13 protein-coding genes are annotated in these 16,330 nt (G+C 65.1%); 8 read left to right on the forward strand and 5 right to left on the reverse strand.

Features of this window, described 5'->3' with window-relative positions; all coding sequences use genetic code 11:
* The first annotated feature begins 3 nt into the window (after positions 1 to 3).
* The 3 genes from ACP2YO_RS38270 (at position 4) to ACP2YO_RS38280 (ending at position 4,151) form a co-directional block, all read left to right on the forward strand.
* Positions 4 to 1,899, forward strand: coding sequence for a PQQ-binding-like beta-propeller repeat protein (locus ACP2YO_RS38270; RefSeq protein ID WP_426436231.1), 1,896 nt, complete (start codon positions 4 to 6; stop codon positions 1,897 to 1,899).
* Between the two features lie 47 nt (positions 1,900 to 1,946).
* Positions 1,947 to 2,561 carry an inner membrane-spanning protein YciB gene (locus ACP2YO_RS38275; protein ID WP_426436232.1) on the forward strand — a complete coding sequence of 205 codons (615 nt, stop codon included), beginning with the start codon at positions 1,947 to 1,949 and terminating at the stop codon, positions 2,559 to 2,561.
* A gap of 144 nt (positions 2,562 to 2,705) precedes the next feature.
* Complete coding sequence (locus ACP2YO_RS38280) at positions 2,706 to 4,151, forward strand: FecR domain-containing protein (protein ID WP_426436233.1); 1,446 nt, start codon at positions 2,706 to 2,708, stop codon at positions 4,149 to 4,151.
* 15 nt (positions 4,152 to 4,166) lie between these two features.
* Here ACP2YO_RS38280 and ACP2YO_RS38285 read toward each other — a convergent pair whose 3' ends face one another.
* Entirely contained in the window at positions 4,167 to 5,111 is a 945-nt protein-coding gene (locus ACP2YO_RS38285) for an NUDIX domain-containing protein (protein ID WP_426436234.1), read from the reverse strand.
* A 157-nt stretch (positions 5,112 to 5,268) separates the two neighbouring features.
* A complete protein-coding gene (gene asd, locus ACP2YO_RS38290) occupies positions 5,269 to 6,138 on the reverse strand; it encodes an archaetidylserine decarboxylase (protein WP_426443415.1) in 870 nt (289 codons plus the stop codon).
* 34 nt (positions 6,139 to 6,172) lie between these two features.
* Here asd and ACP2YO_RS38295 point away from each other — a divergent pair, with 34 nt between their 5' ends.
* Positions 6,173 to 7,837 (forward strand): aminotransferase class III-fold pyridoxal phosphate-dependent enzyme, encoded by a 1,665-nt coding sequence (locus ACP2YO_RS38295; RefSeq protein ID WP_426436235.1) that lies wholly within the window; start codon positions 6,173 to 6,175, stop codon positions 7,835 to 7,837.
* Between the two features lie 281 nt (positions 7,838 to 8,118).
* Here ACP2YO_RS38295 and ACP2YO_RS38300 read toward each other — a convergent pair whose 3' ends face one another.
* From ACP2YO_RS38300 to ACP2YO_RS38310, 3 genes are all read right to left on the reverse strand, one after another.
* Positions 8,119 to 8,736 (reverse strand): hypothetical protein, encoded by a 618-nt coding sequence (locus ACP2YO_RS38300; protein WP_426436236.1) that lies wholly within the window; start codon positions 8,734 to 8,736, stop codon positions 8,119 to 8,121.
* A gap of 186 nt (positions 8,737 to 8,922) precedes the next feature.
* Positions 8,923 to 9,612, reverse strand: a complete 690-nt coding sequence (locus tag ACP2YO_RS38305) for a methyltransferase domain-containing protein (RefSeq protein ID WP_426436237.1) — start codon at positions 9,610 to 9,612, stop codon at positions 8,923 to 8,925.
* Between the two features lie 28 nt (positions 9,613 to 9,640).
* Positions 9,641 to 10,696, reverse strand: a complete 1,056-nt coding sequence (locus ACP2YO_RS38310; RefSeq protein ID WP_426436238.1) for a glycosyltransferase family 4 protein — start codon at positions 10,694 to 10,696, stop codon at positions 9,641 to 9,643.
* A 138-nt stretch (positions 10,697 to 10,834) separates the two neighbouring features.
* Here ACP2YO_RS38310 and ACP2YO_RS38315 point away from each other — a divergent pair, with 138 nt between their 5' ends.
* The 4 genes from ACP2YO_RS38315 to ACP2YO_RS38330 all read left to right on the forward strand — a co-directional run bounded on the left by ACP2YO_RS38315 (position 10,835) and on the right by ACP2YO_RS38330 (position 16,256).
* Positions 10,835 to 12,229, forward strand: coding sequence for a TAXI family TRAP transporter solute-binding subunit (locus ACP2YO_RS38315; protein WP_426436239.1), 1,395 nt, complete (start codon positions 10,835 to 10,837; stop codon positions 12,227 to 12,229).
* Between the two features lie 213 nt (positions 12,230 to 12,442).
* Positions 12,443 to 13,129: a L,D-transpeptidase gene (locus ACP2YO_RS38320; RefSeq protein WP_426436240.1), complete on the forward strand. Its 687-nt coding sequence runs from the start codon at positions 12,443 to 12,445 to the stop codon at positions 13,127 to 13,129.
* A 215-nt stretch (positions 13,130 to 13,344) separates the two neighbouring features.
* Entirely contained in the window at positions 13,345 to 14,913 is a 1,569-nt protein-coding gene (locus ACP2YO_RS38325; RefSeq protein ID WP_426443416.1) for a DUF4403 family protein, read from the forward strand.
* 128 nt (positions 14,914 to 15,041) lie between these two features.
* A complete protein-coding gene (locus tag ACP2YO_RS38330) occupies positions 15,042 to 16,256 on the forward strand; it encodes an ABC transporter substrate-binding protein (RefSeq protein WP_426436241.1) in 1,215 nt (404 codons plus the stop codon).
* Positions 16,257 to 16,330 lie beyond the last annotated feature (74 nt).

The following is a 16,330-nucleotide window of genomic DNA, read 5'->3' on the forward strand; positions in this document are numbered from 1 at the left end:
CGCATGGGCATCTCGCACATCAGCAAATGGCTTTCAGCACTGTTGGCGTTGGGTCCCAGCATGGTCCTGATCGTCTCCGCTGCCTCGGCCGACGATCTCGCGTCCGGCAAGGCGCTGTACGAACAGCGTTGCGCCGGTTGCCATGATCGCGCCAGCGATCGCACGCCATCCCGCGAGATCCTGTCGCGCAATCCGCCCGCCTTCATCCTCAACGCCATGCGCGAGGTGATGGCGCCGATGGCGACCGGCCTGTCGCAGGACGAGATGAAGGCGGTCGCGTTGTATCTTAGCGCTGCCGCGCCGCAACCCGGTGATCCGAATCCGAACGCGATCTGGGGACCATCATCCTCGCAACTGCCGCTCGACGGTCCCAAATGCGAGGGCCCACCACCGCCGATCGACCTTGCCAGCCCGCAATGGAATGGCTGGAGCCCGCGGCCCGACAACGCGCGCTATCAGCCTGATCCGGGGTTTACGGCGGCCGACGTGCCGCGGCTCAAGGTCAAGTGGGCGTTCCACTATCCGGGCTCGAAGAACGGCCAGGCCACCGTGATCGGAAGCCGGCTCTATGTGACCAGCATGTCGGGCGCCGTCTACGCGCTCGATGCGCGCAGCGGCTGCGTTTACTGGCGGTTTGATTCACTGGCAGCGACGCGCTCCAGCGTGTCGATCGGCCCGATCGCGAACCGGCCGGGCCACCGCTACGCCCTCTACTTCTCGGACTGGACCAAGAGCGCGGTCGCCATCGACGCCGAAACCGGCGAGCCGATCTGGCGCACCAAGGTCGATGACAGTTCCGGGCTGCAGATGACCGGCTCGCCGACGCTCTATGATGGTGTGTTGCTGGTGCCGATCTCGACCGGCAACGAGGCGTTCGCCCACAACGATGACTATGTCTGCTGCAAGTTCATCGGCTCGCTGGTCGCGCTCGACGCCAACAGCGGCGAGATTCTCTGGAAGACCTACACCACCGACAAGAAGCCGGAGCCCTACCGGCTGAACGCCAAGGGCAAACAAATGTGGGGTCCCTCGGGCGGCTCGATCTGGAGCGCGCCGACGATCGATCCGGCGCGCGGCCTGATCTATGTCGCGACCTCCAACTCGCACACCGACGCCTTCCATGACGGCGCGGACGCCGTGATCGCGATGGATTTCAAGACCGGCGCCGTCAGCTGGAAGAACCAGTTGCTGAAGGACGACAACTACATCATCGGCTGCCCGGCCGCGGCCAATTGCCCACAGCCAGTCGGACCGGACTTCGCGCTTGGCGACTCCGTGATCCTGCATACGCTGAAGGACGGCAGGCAGATATTGATCGCCGGGCAGAAGTCGGGCGACGTCTACGCACTCGATCCCGACGCCGGCGGCAAGATCATCTGGCGCCATCGCTTGAGCAGCGGCAGCACGCTCGGCGGCGTGGAGTTCGGTTCGGCGGCGGACGGGGACAATGTCTATATCGGCATTTCCGACGTGGTGAATTTCCGCGATCCCAAGCCCGGGCTGACTGCGATCCGGATCGCCGACGGCACCATCCTGTGGACCGCGCCGGCGCCAAAGACGGCCTGCCGCTGGACCAATATTTTTTGTTCGGGCGCGATTTCGATGGCGGTCACCGCGATATCAGGCGTGGTGTTCGCCGCCTCGATGGACGGGCATTTCCGCGCCTACGCAACGGCTGACGGCAAGGTCGTCTGGGACTTCAACACCGCCGCCGACCCCATCAACGCTGTGCTCGGCAAGCTAGCCTATGGCGGTGTGATGGATGGGGCGGGACCGACGGTCGTGAACGGCATGGTCTACGTTCATTCCGGCTATGCCGGACGGTCGACCGCCAACATCTATGACCTCAAAGGCAAGGAAGGAAATTTGCTGATCGCCTTTTCGATCGACGGCAAATGATCCAGGCATCGCGCGCAGCAAGCCAGAACAACGGAGTTCAACGTCTCATGAAAAACTTCCTCAACGCAGCCAGGCTGCTGCTGCTCGACCTCGCATCGACCTTCGTCTTTCTTGTGCTATTTCTTCTGACGCACAATACGGCGCTCTCGGTCGGGCTCGGCATCGCCTTCGGCGTCGCGCAGATCGGGCTGCAGTTGGTCCGCGGAAAGCGGATCGACATGATGGAGTGGCTCAGCCTGTTCCTGGTCGTCGCCGCCGGCAGCGCAACGCTGCTCACCCATGATCCGCGCTTCGTGCTGTTCAAGCCGAGCGTGATCTATGCGGTCGTCGGCGTCGTGATGCTGAAGCCGGGTTGGCTCAATCGTTATCTGCCCGAGATCGCAAGGACGGTCGTGCCTGACGTCGCCGTCGTGATCGGCTACGCCTGGGCGGGGCTGATGTTCTTGTCCGCGGCGGTGAACGCGTTCGTCGCGCTGACCTGCGATGTGATGATTTGGGCCATGGTGATGCCGATTTACGGTATCGTCAGCAAGGTGGTGGTGTTCCTCGGCGGATATGCGGCCCTGCGCCTCATCGCCCGGCGTCGCATCTACGCCATGCCGGCCACCGAACGTGACGCCGTGCTGGCCCTCGATGGCGGTACCGCGACGGCCTCATCGTGACACGCAGGACCGGCCTGCGATCGACGCGGTGCTTGATCGTCGTGGCTTGCCATGACAACAAGGCAACACCGTTCATACGGCATTCAGCCTGACGCGGCTCAATTGCCGGTCCGTCCGTCAGGGGCTTCCCGGGAATTGATCGCGATGCGGCGCAGACTCTCCTTGGCGCTTCTGCTTGGTGCCGGGTTCATGATGAGCTGGCAGGCGCAGGCCATCGCCGAACCAATGCAACTCGCGCAAACACAGCCTGCGCAGACGCCGGCCCCCGCCCCGGCTCCAGCCGCGACGCCGGCGCCTGCGACACCGGCGGCCAGTCCGCAGGCTGCGGCGCCCGAGCCGATCGGCAACGTCGCGACGTTGACCGGCACCGCCACCGTCACGCGCAACAACACCACGACGCCGCTACAGATCCGCGACGACATCTATGCCAATGACGAAGTCGCGACCGCAGCGACATCATCGCTCGGCATCACCTTCAACGACGCCACCACCTTCAACCTGCGCGCCAACGCGAAGATCAAGATCGACAGCTACGTCTACGAAGAAGGCGGCCAGCAGAACAACGCGCTGTTCAACGTCGCGAAGGGAACGGCGGCCTTTGTCGCCGCCGCCGTCGCCAGGACCGGCAACATGAAGATCTCGACGCCGACGGCAACCCTCGGCATCCGCGGCACCACGGGCCTCGTGGAGGTGCCGGAAGGCGCGACCGCGACCGACAACAATGTCGGCATCAAGCTCTATCCCGACGCCGACGGACACGTCGGACGCATTGAGGTCAACGACCGCAGCGGCGCCTCGCTCGGCGTGCTGACGCAGGGCGCGAGCGGTTTTGCGATTCGTCCGGGCTCGGGCGGCGCGCGGTTCGCCGCGGTGCCGCTGACGATCTCGCCGCAGCAGATGGCGCGCGACCAGGGCTTTGTGCGCGCGGTACACAGCGCGCAGACATTGGGACGGCAGGTCGTCAGCGAACAGCGCGACTTCCGCCGCGCCAATCCGGACTTCCGTCGCGCCAATCCGGCCGCGCCCTATCCGAACCGCGGCCAGCCGGCGCAGCCGAACCAGCAGCGGCAGAACGGATTGCCGGGCCAGAACCGTGGCACCCCGCAGCAACCGGGTCAGCCGAACCGTCCGGGCCAGCAGCAGCAACCGGGCGCACCCGGCCGGCAGGGCTCGCAGCAGCCGGGCACCCAGCAGCAGGGCGGCGCGCAGCACAACCTGCCCGGCCAGCCCGGCGGTGCGCCGCTGCCGCGCGCACCGAGCGTGCAGACTCCGGCGCGACAGGGAGGTGTGACGCGGCCCGGTGTGCAGCAGCCGGCCGGCCGTCAGGGCGGTGTACAACCAGGAAGTCCGCGCGGGCCGGCAGGCGCGCAGCCGCCGGGTAGTGTGCGGCCGCCGGGCGCTCCGCAGCAAAATGGCGCGCTGCCGGCGGCTGGCCCGCAAGGCCAGCCACGACCGCCGGGCATTCAGCAGGCTGCGCCCGGCGCACCACGGCCCGCCGTGCAACGGCCGGCCGCGCCGCGGCCCGGCGTCCAGCAACGCCGCCCGCCCGCTCCGAAGCCTGGCAAGCCGCCGCCAAAGAAGCGCAGGTAGGACGAGTGCCGCTACTCAGGCCGCGCGGCGCAGCCAGTCCCGCACGCGCTGAATGAGATTTCGGCGCACGATGTCCGCCGGTGCGGTCGCGTCCGGCTCGGCGGCAGTCACAAACGACGGCTGCTCCGCCGGCACGGCAGTGTCGGCGACTTTCTCCGCCGCCTCGACCACTTCGCGGGCCTCTCCCACATCGTCCTGCAGCGCCGACGCGACGACGTCGGCCTTCTCCACCTCCACCGCTTCGTCAGCCTCCACCGCATCGTCTTGCGGCACCGGTGCGTGCGGTTCGTCCGGCTCCATCGCCGCGGGGGGCTCCTCGACCACGGGCGCGTTCACAGCGACCGGCGTCTCCAACGGTGCGGGCAACTCCGCGACCACGGGCACCTCGGTGACCACGGGCACCTCGGTGACCACGGGCACCTCGGTGACCACGGGCACCTCGGTGACCACGGGCACTTCCGTGACCACGGGCGGCAACGCCACGGCACGACGGCTGCGCCTCTCCGTGGCTGCAGCCCGCGCGCGTGCCCGCCGCGCGCTCTCCGCGTCGGCTGCCGCCTGCAACGCGATTGGCCCGACACTTTCCAGGAATGCGCGCTCATAACTGCGCGACAGGCGGTCGAGCGCCTCGTCAAGCGGCAGCCAGTCGACCTCCCTGATGTCGCTCATCAGCTCGCGCACCGGCTTGCCGCCGGCATCCATACGCCAGTAGTGCACCACCTTGGAGCGACCGCCCGACTCATAGACCAGCGTGCCCAGGAATTCGTGCACGTCGACGGCGTGGCCGGTCTCCTCCAGCACCTCGCGCTCGGCGGCATCGCGTGCCGTCTCGCCATCATCGAGCTTGCCCTTCGGCAACACCCATTCGTTGCGCTTGCGCAGGCGCACGACGGCAAAGCGCGGCGGTGTCTCCCGCCGCAGCACAATGCCTCCCGCCGCCATAACAGGCGTCCGCGCCATCTCGTGTCCATCAGGTTTGCGATTTAGGATCGTCTCGTGACGATCGCATCCATACTAAAGCATGATCCGGAAAAGTGGAAACCGATTTTCCCTCGCGACATGTGGAACGTTTGTGCGGAGATCATGCTCAAATAAAGAGCCGGTGAAAAAAGCGAGATCACATCGCAGGCTTTCGCAGCAGCGGCTCGCCGCATTTAATTCGTGTTCCCTCCGCGATAGTGTCACAGAACTCGAAATTGTCCGGTGCGAGCACGATGATGGTCGAGCCGTGCTCGAACCAGCCAAGCTCGTCGCCCTTCCTCACATGCGCCTCGCACGGAAAATCGACCGGCCCTCTGCTTTGTGCATTCAGCGTGACATCGAGGAAATGCAGCCGGATGCTCGCGACAAGGATGGCGGCGACCGGAACCAGCGTCAGCGCCTCGCCGCTCGCGAGCCGGGTGCGCAGCACCGCGCGCTCGTTCTTGCAGAACAGACGCTCGACCCGTTTCAGCGCGATCGGATTGACGTTCCAGACGTCGCCGTGAATGAACGTGACCTTGTCGATGGTGAGGTCCGCGGGCGCGTGGAAGCGGTGATACATGCTCGAGGTCAGTCGCAGCGTGACAAAGCGGCCGTTCCGGTGCTGCTCGACCAGGTCGGGGTCGCCGAGGAGATCGAGCAGCGAATAGGGCGCGCCCTTGATCTGGAACAATTGTGTGTCCTCGATCCGCCCATGCGCGCCGATGATCGCATCCGATGGGCTCGTGATAATGGCGGGGTCGGCCGCGACCGGACGCAGGCCGGGATTCAGCTCGCGGGTGAAGCAGTCGTGCAGGCTCCGGAACTCGGTCTTTTTGGCTTCCGACAAATCGAGGTCGGAAAACAGCCGCCAGCAGGCGATCGAGGCGTCGCGCACCAGCGGGTTCTCGATCTTGGAGAACCAGCCCATGAACCGGGTCACCGCCGCCCGCGGGATTCGGTTGGTCAACAGGAAGTTGAGGTCTTCCTGCTGGGTGAACGCCGAGATCAGGCCCTTGACTGTCATGAATTTGTTAGGTGCTGACGCTAGCGCTTCTGTCATGGATTCATCCCTTCCGATTCTCTCGCTGTCCGCCGCCGCGCTTGCCGGCGCCGCCGCAGCTTTCCCCAAAGTCAAAGCCCGCCTTGCCCTGTCGCGCGCCAAGCACCGCTCGCTGACCGGACATTCCAAGATGTCCAAGATGGTGGCGCGCCTGGTCCCGCACTACGAATTCGACATCGACGATTTCTTCCGCTCCGACGGCGCGCCGTCCGAGGTCGCGATGCAGCGCCAGGATGGCTTCTTCCGCCTCGCCGGCATCTACGGGGATCGCTACCCCAAGGGCCGCGCCATGACGGCCGAGGTCTCGGACCGGATCTCCGACCTGCAATTCACCGAAACCTACCGCGTGCCGTTCCAGTACAGCCGCCTGGTGCGCGAGCACCTTAACACCTCGGCCTTCGTGCAGGCCTCGAAGGGTGTCACCGTCACCGACGTCGACGGCAATGAATCCTACGACCTGACCGGCTCCTACGGCGTCAACATCTTCGGCAACGACTTCTACAAGGAGTGCATCGCCGAGGGCGAGAAGCGCGCGCATGCGCTCGGCCCCGTGCTCGGTCCCTACCACCCGATCATCGCCGACAACGTCAAGCGGCTCTGCGATATCTCCGGCCTCGACGAGGTCTCGTTCCACATGTCCGGCACCGAAGCTGTGATGCAGGCGGTGCGGCTGGCGCGCTACCACACCAAGCGCACGCATCTGGTCCGTTTCGCCGGCTCCTATCACGGCTGGTGGGGCGAGGTGCAGCCCGGCGTCGGCAACCCGGTTTCGCCGCATGAGACCTTCACGCTCGCCGACCTGTCGGACAAGACACTGCATGTGCTGCGAACCCGCAAGGACATTGCCTGCGTGCTGGTCAACCCGCTGCAGGCGCTGCATCCGAATTCCAACGCGCCCGGCGATTCCGCGCTGGTCGATAGTTCGCGCTCCTCTCGATACGACCGCGCTGCCTACACCGAATGGCTGACCAAGCTGCGCGAGGTCTGCACCGAGCGCGGCATCGTGCTGATCTTCGACGAGGTGTTCGTCGGCTTCCGCCTCGCTCCCGGCGGCGCCCAGGAATATTTCGGCGTCAAGGCCGACATGGTGACCTACGGCAAGAGCCTCGCCGGCGGCCTGCCCGTCGGCGTGGTCTGCGGCCGCAAGGATCTGATGCGGCGCTTCCGCGACGACCGTCCCGCCGACGTCTGCTTTGCCCGCGGCACCTTCAACTCGCATCCCTACGTCATGACGGCGATGGACGAGTTCCTGAGCCGCCTGGCCAGCCCGAACTTCCGCTCGATCTACAACGGGCTCGAGGAGACCTGGAACGGCCGCGCCAAGGCGCTGAACGACCGCCTCACCGCCGAGGACCTTCCCGTCCGCGTCGGCAACATCTCGTCGATCTGGACCGTCCATTACACCACACCGTCCCGCTATAACTGGATGCTGCAATATTACCTGCGGGCTGAGGGACTGGCGCTGAGCTGGGTTGGCACCGGCCGCCTGATCTTCAGCCTGAACTACACCGACGCCGACTTCACCGAGGTCGCCGACCGCTTCGTCACAGCCTGCGAGAAGATGAAGCGCGACGGCTGGTGGTGGCACCAGCCGGGTGTGACCAACAAGAACATCAAGCGACAGATCCTGAAGGAAATGGTCGCGGTGAGGTTCAAGCGCTGAGGCCAATTCGCCTCCAAGCTGCTTGCCCCCTTCCTTCGCCTGTCCCGCTTGCGGGGGAGGCCGTATCGCATCGCCAGATGCGATACGGGTGGGGGCTCTCTCCTCACAAAAAATGTCGCAAGCGGTGACACCCCCACCCCAGCCCTCCGCCGCAAGCGGGAGAGGGAGCGTAGTCCCGTCGTAACTGGCAGATCGGCCTAGTCTGTTCACAGAAGCCCTAAGACGTAGATGCCCGGGACAAGCCCGGGCATGACGCAATTCGAAAAAATTGGGATCAACGATCAGGCGTGCTTGACGTGCTTCTCGAGACCCGGATCGATCAGCTCGCCCTTCATCAGGAACAGCGGCGCCTTGTGATAGAGCTTCAGGTCGTGGAAGGGATCGGTGATGATCTTGGTCATCCAGACCAGGCCCGTCTCAATGTCGCGGATGAAGAACAAATGGACGGTGCGGAACAGGAGGCCGCCGACGCCGACCACGAGCCAGATTTTGGCCACCTGGCGGGTAAAGTCGCCCATCGTGACCCACGGCTTGAACAGGCCGAACAGGGTCGGATCGAAGTAAAGCACCATCGGCGACAGCGCCCAGATCGCCATCAGCACGACCTTGCGCTGCAGATTGTAGCCGACCTTGATGTCTTCCTTGTGCTCGTGGGTCGCCTGGTTGACGTGGTCGTAGCCCTTCGGCTCGAAGAAGAAGTGACCGGCCTGGCGCGAGGTCATCGAGACCAGCCAGCCGACCAGCGCCGACACCATCGGATCGAAGAACAGCATCACATAGGCGAACACGAAGCTCAGCGCGCTGACGAAGTGCAGGCTCTGGTTGATCCGGCTGTGATGATAAAAGCGATGGTCATCCCAGCGCTGGGTACGCAATTCTTGCAGGAAATTCTTGATCATTGGTTCCCCCAACATCTCTCGGAACTTGGTTTACAGGGATTCGATGTACGGCATGTGACATCATCATAATGACATATAACAATGTGGAGCAGCGCTTCGATACGACCAGTGCCCCCCACGGTGAAGCGCCCGACTGAGTGAGGCGCCTCACAGATGAGGGTCGGTCAACGATCCTACGCGGCCTCTTTAGGCCGCCTTGGCCACGTCGACCTTGCGGAAGCGGACCAGCGAGAAGTGGCCGAGCGGCGGAATCAGACGGCGCTCGGCGAGCTCCATGCCCTTGGTGCCGGCGAGCCACTTGGTGTAGCGCGACCAGGCGAATTCAGCGGTGCGGAAGCCGAGCGGACGCACCACCGGCTGGAGCTTCTGCTCGATGAAACGGCGCATGCCGGCATCGGCGCTGACGCGGGTCAGGATGATCAGTTCGCCGCCCGGACGCACCACGCGGGCGAACTCGTCGAGCGCCACTTCCGGATTCGGCACCGCGGTGACGACATATTGCGCCATCACCACGTCGAACGAATCGTCGGGGAATTCGAGCTTCTCGGCGTCCATCACCGCGAGCCCCTCGACGTTCTTCAGGCCGTGCTCGACGACGCGCTTCTTGGCCTTCTCCAGCATCGCTTCCGAGATGTCGGTGCCGAAGATGCGCAGGTGCTGGCCGTAGAGCGGCAGCGAGATGCCGGTGCCGACGCCGACCTCGAGCACGCGGCCGCCGATCTTGTTGGTGGCCTGGATCGCGGCCTGCCGGCCCTTGCTGAACACGCCGCCGAATACGAGGTCGTAGATCGGCGCCCAGCGATCGTAGGCCTGCTCGACCGTCTCGCGGTCGAAGTCCAGGGGCCGGTTGGCGTCGAGCTTGATGATATTTGCCATAGATAAGGTCTCTCGTTCGGTTGAGGTCTTAATTCGGAACAGCAGTCCGGCCGGCGACGCGGCGGGCGGGCCGCGGGGCGCGGCTCGGCTGCAACCTGGCCAGATTGCCGATGAACTGACGCGCACTGTTTTCCCAGGAACGCTCCAGCGCGAAATTGCGGCAGGTCGCGCGCGACATTGTAAGCGCACGCAGGCACGCGCTGCGGAGGTCGTTGCCGATGGCTCCGATCGGATGATCCGCGATCACGTCCTTCGGCCCGGTGACCGGGAACGCCGCCACCGGCGTGCCGCAGGCCAGCGCCTCGAGCTGCACGACGCCAAAGGTGTCGGTCAGGCTCGGAAACACGAAGACGTCGGCGGCGGCGAGATGCGAGGTCAAGTCCTGGCCCTTCTTCTCACCAAGGAAAATCGCGCCGGGATATTTCTGTTCCAACGCCGCCTTCTGCGGCCCGTCGCCGACCACCACCTTCGAGCCCGGCAGGTCGAGCGACAGGAACGCGTCGAGATTCTTCTCCACCGCGACGCGGCCCATGGTCATGAAAATCGGCCGCGGCAGATCGAGCGCGGCCGGCGCATCCGGATGGAACAGCTGCGTGTCGACGCCGCGGGTCCAGAAGCCGAGCTTGCGGAAGCCGCGCTCGGTGAGTTCCTGCCGCAGCGAATCGGTCGCGACCATCGTCATCGACGCCGCGGCATGGAAATGGCGCAGCACGGCGTAGCCCACACTGTCCGGAATCCCGGTTCGTACCGAGACATATTCCGGAAAGCGCGTGGTGTAGGATGTCGTGAACGCCAGCTTGTTGCGGCGGCAATAGCCGCGCACCGACCAGCCGATCGGTCCTTCGGTCGCGATGTGGATCGCGTCGGGCGCGGCCTCTTCGATCCGGCGCGCGATCTCGCGGCGGTTCGGCAGCGCGACGCGCAGGCCCGGATACGTTGGCACGCCGACCGAGCGAAAGCCGTCGGGCGTCAGGAATTCGATGTCGGCGCCAAGCGTCGCGGCGCTACGCGCCAGCGAGGTCAGTGTCCTCACCACGCCGTTGACTTGCGGATGCCAAGCATCGGTCGCAACAAGTATGCGCATTGCAGGAGATCCAAATCGTTAATTTTGATTCTGCTCGCACGACGTTCTGACATGGATGTTTCAAACGTATGACGTCATCGAAATGTAAGGTTCTTTTTCACGGCGTTCCGCGGCTTTTTGGTGTATCGTGACAGTAAGATGTCAGAGCAGAGCGAAAATCCCGGCGTCGCGCGCCCCAGGCTCAAGCGAAGAAATTCGTCGCTGCTGATTCTTGCGGCGGGCATCTTTCTGTTCGGCATCCTCGCCAGCACGCTCTATTACGGCCTGCGTCCGGTAACGTTGCGGATCGCGGTCGGGCCGCCCGGCAGCGACGACCTGAAACTGGTCCAGGCGTTGACGCAGGCCTTTGCGCGCGACGGCAGCGCGGTTCGCTTAAGGCCGGTCACGACCCAGGGCGCCACCGAGAGCATCGCGCTGTTCGCCGAGAACAAGGTTGACCTCGCGGTCGCACGCGGCGATCTCAATTTGCCGGCCGGCGCCGGATCGGTTGCGATCGTGCGCAAGAACGTCGTGGTGCTGTGGGCGCCGTCGGGCGCACCAGCAAAGGGCGTCAAGCGGTCCTCGGTCTCGAAGGTCAAGAGCATCGACGACCTCGCCGGCCGCAAGATCGGCGTCATCGGCCGCACCGAGGCCAACGTCACGCTGTTGCGCGTGATCCTGACCGAGTCCGGCGTCAACCCGGACAAGGTTGCGGTCAGCCATTTCGCCGTCAACCAGATCGCCGATCTCGCGCGCGACACCTCGCTCGACGCCTACATGGCCGTCGGGCCGGTTGACAGCAAGATCACCGCCGACGCGATCGCGGCAACGGCGGCCACGCGCGGCGAACCGAAGTTCCTGCCGATCGACGTCTCGGAAGCGATCGCGCAGAAACATCCGCTCTACGAGTCCGAGGAGATCCCGGGCAGCATCTTCTCGTCGTCTCCCGCACGACCCGAGGACAAGATCGAGACCGTCAGCGTCAATCATTTGATCGTCGCGCAGCACAGGCTGCACGAGGCGATCGTCGGCGCGCTGCTCCGGCAAATCTTCACGGTGCGCCCGCAGATCGCCCACGACGCTCCGAGCGCCGCCAAGATCGAAAAGCCCGACACCGACAAGGATGCCGCGCTGCCGGCACATCCGGGCGCAGCGGCCTATATCGATGGCACCGAGCGCACCTTCCTCGACAAATACTCCGACTACATCTGGGGCGGGATCCTGCTGCTGTCGGGCCTCGGCTCGGCGGGCGCCTGGCTGCGACACTACCTCAAGCGCAACGAGCGCGAGCAATACGTCACCCATCGCGACAATTTGCTTGTGCTGGTCTCGAAGGTGCGCGGTGCCGAGACCACGGATGACCTGGCGGCGATGCAGGTCCAGGCCGACGATCTCTTGCGCGAGGCGCTCAACTGCTACGACGACGGCGCGATCGAGGAAGGCGATCTCTCGGTGATCGGTCTGACGCTCGAGCAATTCCACCACGCCGTCGCCGACCGCCGCGCCGCGCTCGGCAGTGACAAGACGGGCTTGGCAAGGATGCGCGCCGGCTAGGCGGCAATCGCGGAGTCGAGGCCGGATACGTCCATTCCTGAAGGCCGGCAACCCGCCGTTAACCGCCCCGACGAAACACGCACGAAACAATTCCCTAACGCCACGAAACCATTTTGGCGATTTCGTGCAAACGTCCTGAAACGCCTGACCTGTACTGGTTTGCTTAACAACGCGCCGAACTGGCGCGCAGGGCGCAAACAACAGGGGTCGACAATGTCCAATTCCATGAGGCTGAACTCGCGTCTCGCTGCCGCCGCCTTGGGCGCGCTGGCGATTGGTACCGTTGCTCTTTCCGCTTCCGCAGCAGCCGCTCCGCTGCCGATCTTCCCGTTCATCCTGATGCCGCAGACCGAGGCGGCCCCGCCGGTGCAGTCCGCGCCGCAGGTCCAGGATGAGGACCGCTCGGGCGAACTGCCGGCCCGCCTGAAGCGCCAGGTCGTCACCTACCCGACCCGCGAGGCGCCCGGCACCGTCATCATCGATACCCCGCACACCTACCTTTACTATGTGCTCGGCGGCGGCCAGGCCATCCGCTACGGCATCGGCGTCGGCCGCGAGGGCTTCACCTGGTCCGGCACCCAGACCATCACCAAGAAGGCGGAGTGGCCGGACTGGACGCCACCGCCGGAGATGATCGCCCGCCAGCCCTATCTGCCGCGCCACATGGCTGGTGGCACCGGCAACCCGCTCGGCGCCCGCGCCATGTATCTCGGGGGCACCGTCTACCGAATCCATGGCACCAACGCGCCGGAGACGATCGGCACGCACGTCTCTTCGGGCTGCCTGCGCCTCACCAATGAAGACGTCACGGACCTCTATTCGCGGGTCAAGGTCGGCACCAAGGTGATTGTGATGCCGATGACCGATCGCCGCGCGGATCTCGGCTCGACGGTCCGCTAAACCGGACACATTCAGACACCGACCAGAAATCGACAACGGCCCCGGCATCCCGCCGGGGCCGTTGTCGCGTTCGTGAGCGTTTGTGATCGTTAACCGCTCCGCCGCATCGGCGGCGGCTACCAGCTTTCGCCGCCGAAGAAGCCCGATCCGGCCACACTGGCGCCGCCGTCGGCAGGCCTGTACAACCCCGTTGAGTTCATTGATCCGGGGGAATGATGCGTCTTCCGATGCATCCAAAGACGATATTGCTTGGGATCGCCGTAGTGGCGGTGTCGTTCGCGGCCAGCCTAATGGCCATGAACTGGCTCGCACCGCGTGCCACCGTGCCGCAGCCGCAGCTAGCGCAATTGCCGGCGCTGCCGGCGGCACCGCGCTCGTCGACGATCGTGGCCCAGGTTGCCGTCGCGCTATCGGCGATCCGCGACGCCGCCGAGCGTGGCGCCCCGAAGACCTTTACCGGCAAGGCCGACAATCCGGTCTCGCAGATCCTGCAGAACGCCGATATCGGCTGGACCGCGTCGCGCGGGCCGATTGCGGTCACCGGCGCGCAGGACGTGCTGACGCTGGCAACCCCGATCAACGGAACGCTCAAGGTCACCGGCTCACTCTCGGCCAAAGCGACCGGCGCGGTCGGGGACGCCCTCGGCAGCCTGCTCGGCGGCAAAGTCGCCAAGCAGATCGCCGCCGTGAACATCAAGCAGCTCAACGCCGATGCCGAAATCAAAGGTAATGTCACCCTCACCTCGCGGCCGAAGCTCGGCGCATCCTGGCGGATCGAGCCGAACCTGCAGGCGCAGGTCAATCTCGGCGACTCCAGCCTGTCGGCCGCCGGCGTCAAGGTCAGCGTGCCGGCCCAGGTCAAGCCAGTCATCGACAAGCAGGTCGCCGACCAGATTGCCGCCGTGCAGGCGAAATTGCAGAACGACCCGACCTTCGAGAACAACGCGCGCGCCCAATGGACCAAGGCCTGCCGCTCGATCCCGCTGCAGGGCACCGGCGGCACCTCGTCGATGCCGCCGATGTGGCTGGAGCTGCGGCCGACCCGCGCGATCGCGGCGCAGCCGAAGGTCGATGCGTCATCGATGATCATCACGATGGGAATCGAGGCCGAGACCCGCATCACCGAAACGCAGACCACCCCGACCTGCCCGTTCCCCGAGAAGCTCTCGATCGTGCCGCCGATGCCCGGCCAGGTCGCGATCGGCCTGCCGGTCGACATGTCGTTCATCACGCTGACCCAGCTCATCGAGGCCCAGCTCAGGGACAAGATCTTTCCCGAAGACGGCTCCGGTCCGGTCGACGTCACTATCAAGCATGCGAGCGTTGCCGCTTCCGGCGACCGCCTGCTGATCTCGCTGCTGGTGCACGCCAAGGAAAAGACCAGCTGGTTCGGCCTGGGCGCCGAGGCGACCGTGCACATCTGGGGCCGGCCGCGGCTCGACCAGCAGGCGCAGACCCTGCGGCTGAACGACGTCGAGCTGGCGGTCGAATCCGAGGCTGCATTTGGCCTGCTCGGCGCCGCCGCGCGCGCGGCGATCCCGCACGTGCAACAGGCGCTCGCCGACAAACTGATCATCGACCTGAAGCCGTTCGCCAACAACGCACAACGCAAGATCGCCTCCGCCATCGCCGATCTGCAGAAGAACGAGCCGGGCATTCGCGTCGATGCCGAGATCACCAGCGTCCGCCTTGCCGACATCGCCTTCGATTCGAAGACGCTGCGGGTGATCGTGGAGACCGACGGCACCATCAACGCGGCCGTGACGGCGCTGCCGGGGCTGTAAGCCGCGGAAACCGGCGGTCCGTCGATACCTTGTGTGCCCAAAAAGTCGACTTTGCGGCCGGTTGCCGCACCGGGTACAAGGTGCCCCGTGAAACCAAATCCTTAATGAGAAGTCAGGGAGAGACATTGATGAAATCGCTTTTGGCCGCAGTGGCGGCCGGCCTCGCGCTAGCCGCCTCCGGCACCGCGGCCAACGCCCAGATCTCCGACGACGTCGTGAAGATCGGCGTGCTCACCGACCTGTCGAGCCTCTATGCCGACGCCACCGGCAAGGGCTCGGTCGCCGCCGTCCAGATGGCGGTCGCCGATTACGGCGGCCAGGTGAAAGGCAAGCCGGTCGAGGTGGTCTCGGCCGACCATCAGAACAAGCCCGACGTCGGCGTCAACATCGCGCGCAACTGGTACGACAATGAGAAGGTCGACGCGATCTTCGACGTCCCGACCTCTTCGGTGGCACTGCCGATCTCGGCGCTGACGCGCGAGAAGAACAAGATCAACATCAATTCCGGCGGCGGCTCTTCCGACCTCACCGGCCCCGCCTGCTCGCCCAACACGGTGCACTGGACCTACGACACCTACGCGCTGTCGAACGTCGCCGGCAAGGCGATGGTCAAGCGCGGCGAGGACACCTGGTTCTTCGTCACCGCCGACTACGCCTTCGGCATGGCGCTGGAGCGCGATGCCGCCAATGTCGTGAAGGAAAGCGGCGGCAAGGTGCTGGGCAGCGTCCGCCATCCGCTGAACTCGTCGGACTTCTCGTCGTTCCTGCTGCAGGCGCAGGCCTCCAAGGCCAAGGTCGTGGCGCTGGCGGACGCTGGCGGCGACACCACCAACGCGCTGAAGCAGGCCTCCGAATTCGGCCTCACCCAGGGCGGCCAGAAGATGATCGCGCTGCTGATGGAGATCACTGACACGCATTCGCTGGGGCTGAAGGCGACCCAGGGCCTGATCGTGACCGACGCATTCTACTGGGACATGAACGACGAGACCCGCGCCTTCTCCAAGCGCTTCTACGACAAGGTCGGCCACATGCCGACCATGATCCAGGCCGGCCTCTATTCGGCGACCATGCACTATCTGAAGGCGATCGAGGCCATCGGCACCGATGAGGCGCCTAAGGTGATGGCGCAGATGCGGGCCACACCGGTCAACGACTTCTTCGCCAAGAACGGCCACATCCGGATCGACGGCCGTATGGTCCACGACATGTATTTGTTCGAAACCAAGAAGCCGGAAGAGTCCAAGGGCGAGTGGGACCTCTACAAGCTGATCGCCACCGTTCCCGGCGACGAGGCGTTCCGTCCGCTCGACAAAGGCGGCTGCCCGCTGGTGAAGCCGAACTAAGCGCTTTCAACTCGAATTATCTTTCGAGGTCCAGCCAGGAGGCGTGGATCGTACGAGCGATCCACGCCTCTTCG

Origin of the sequence: Bradyrhizobium genosp. P (assembly GCF_049949265.1) — a bacterium.
In the GTDB taxonomy this organism is placed as follows: domain Bacteria; phylum Pseudomonadota; class Alphaproteobacteria; order Rhizobiales; family Xanthobacteraceae; genus Bradyrhizobium.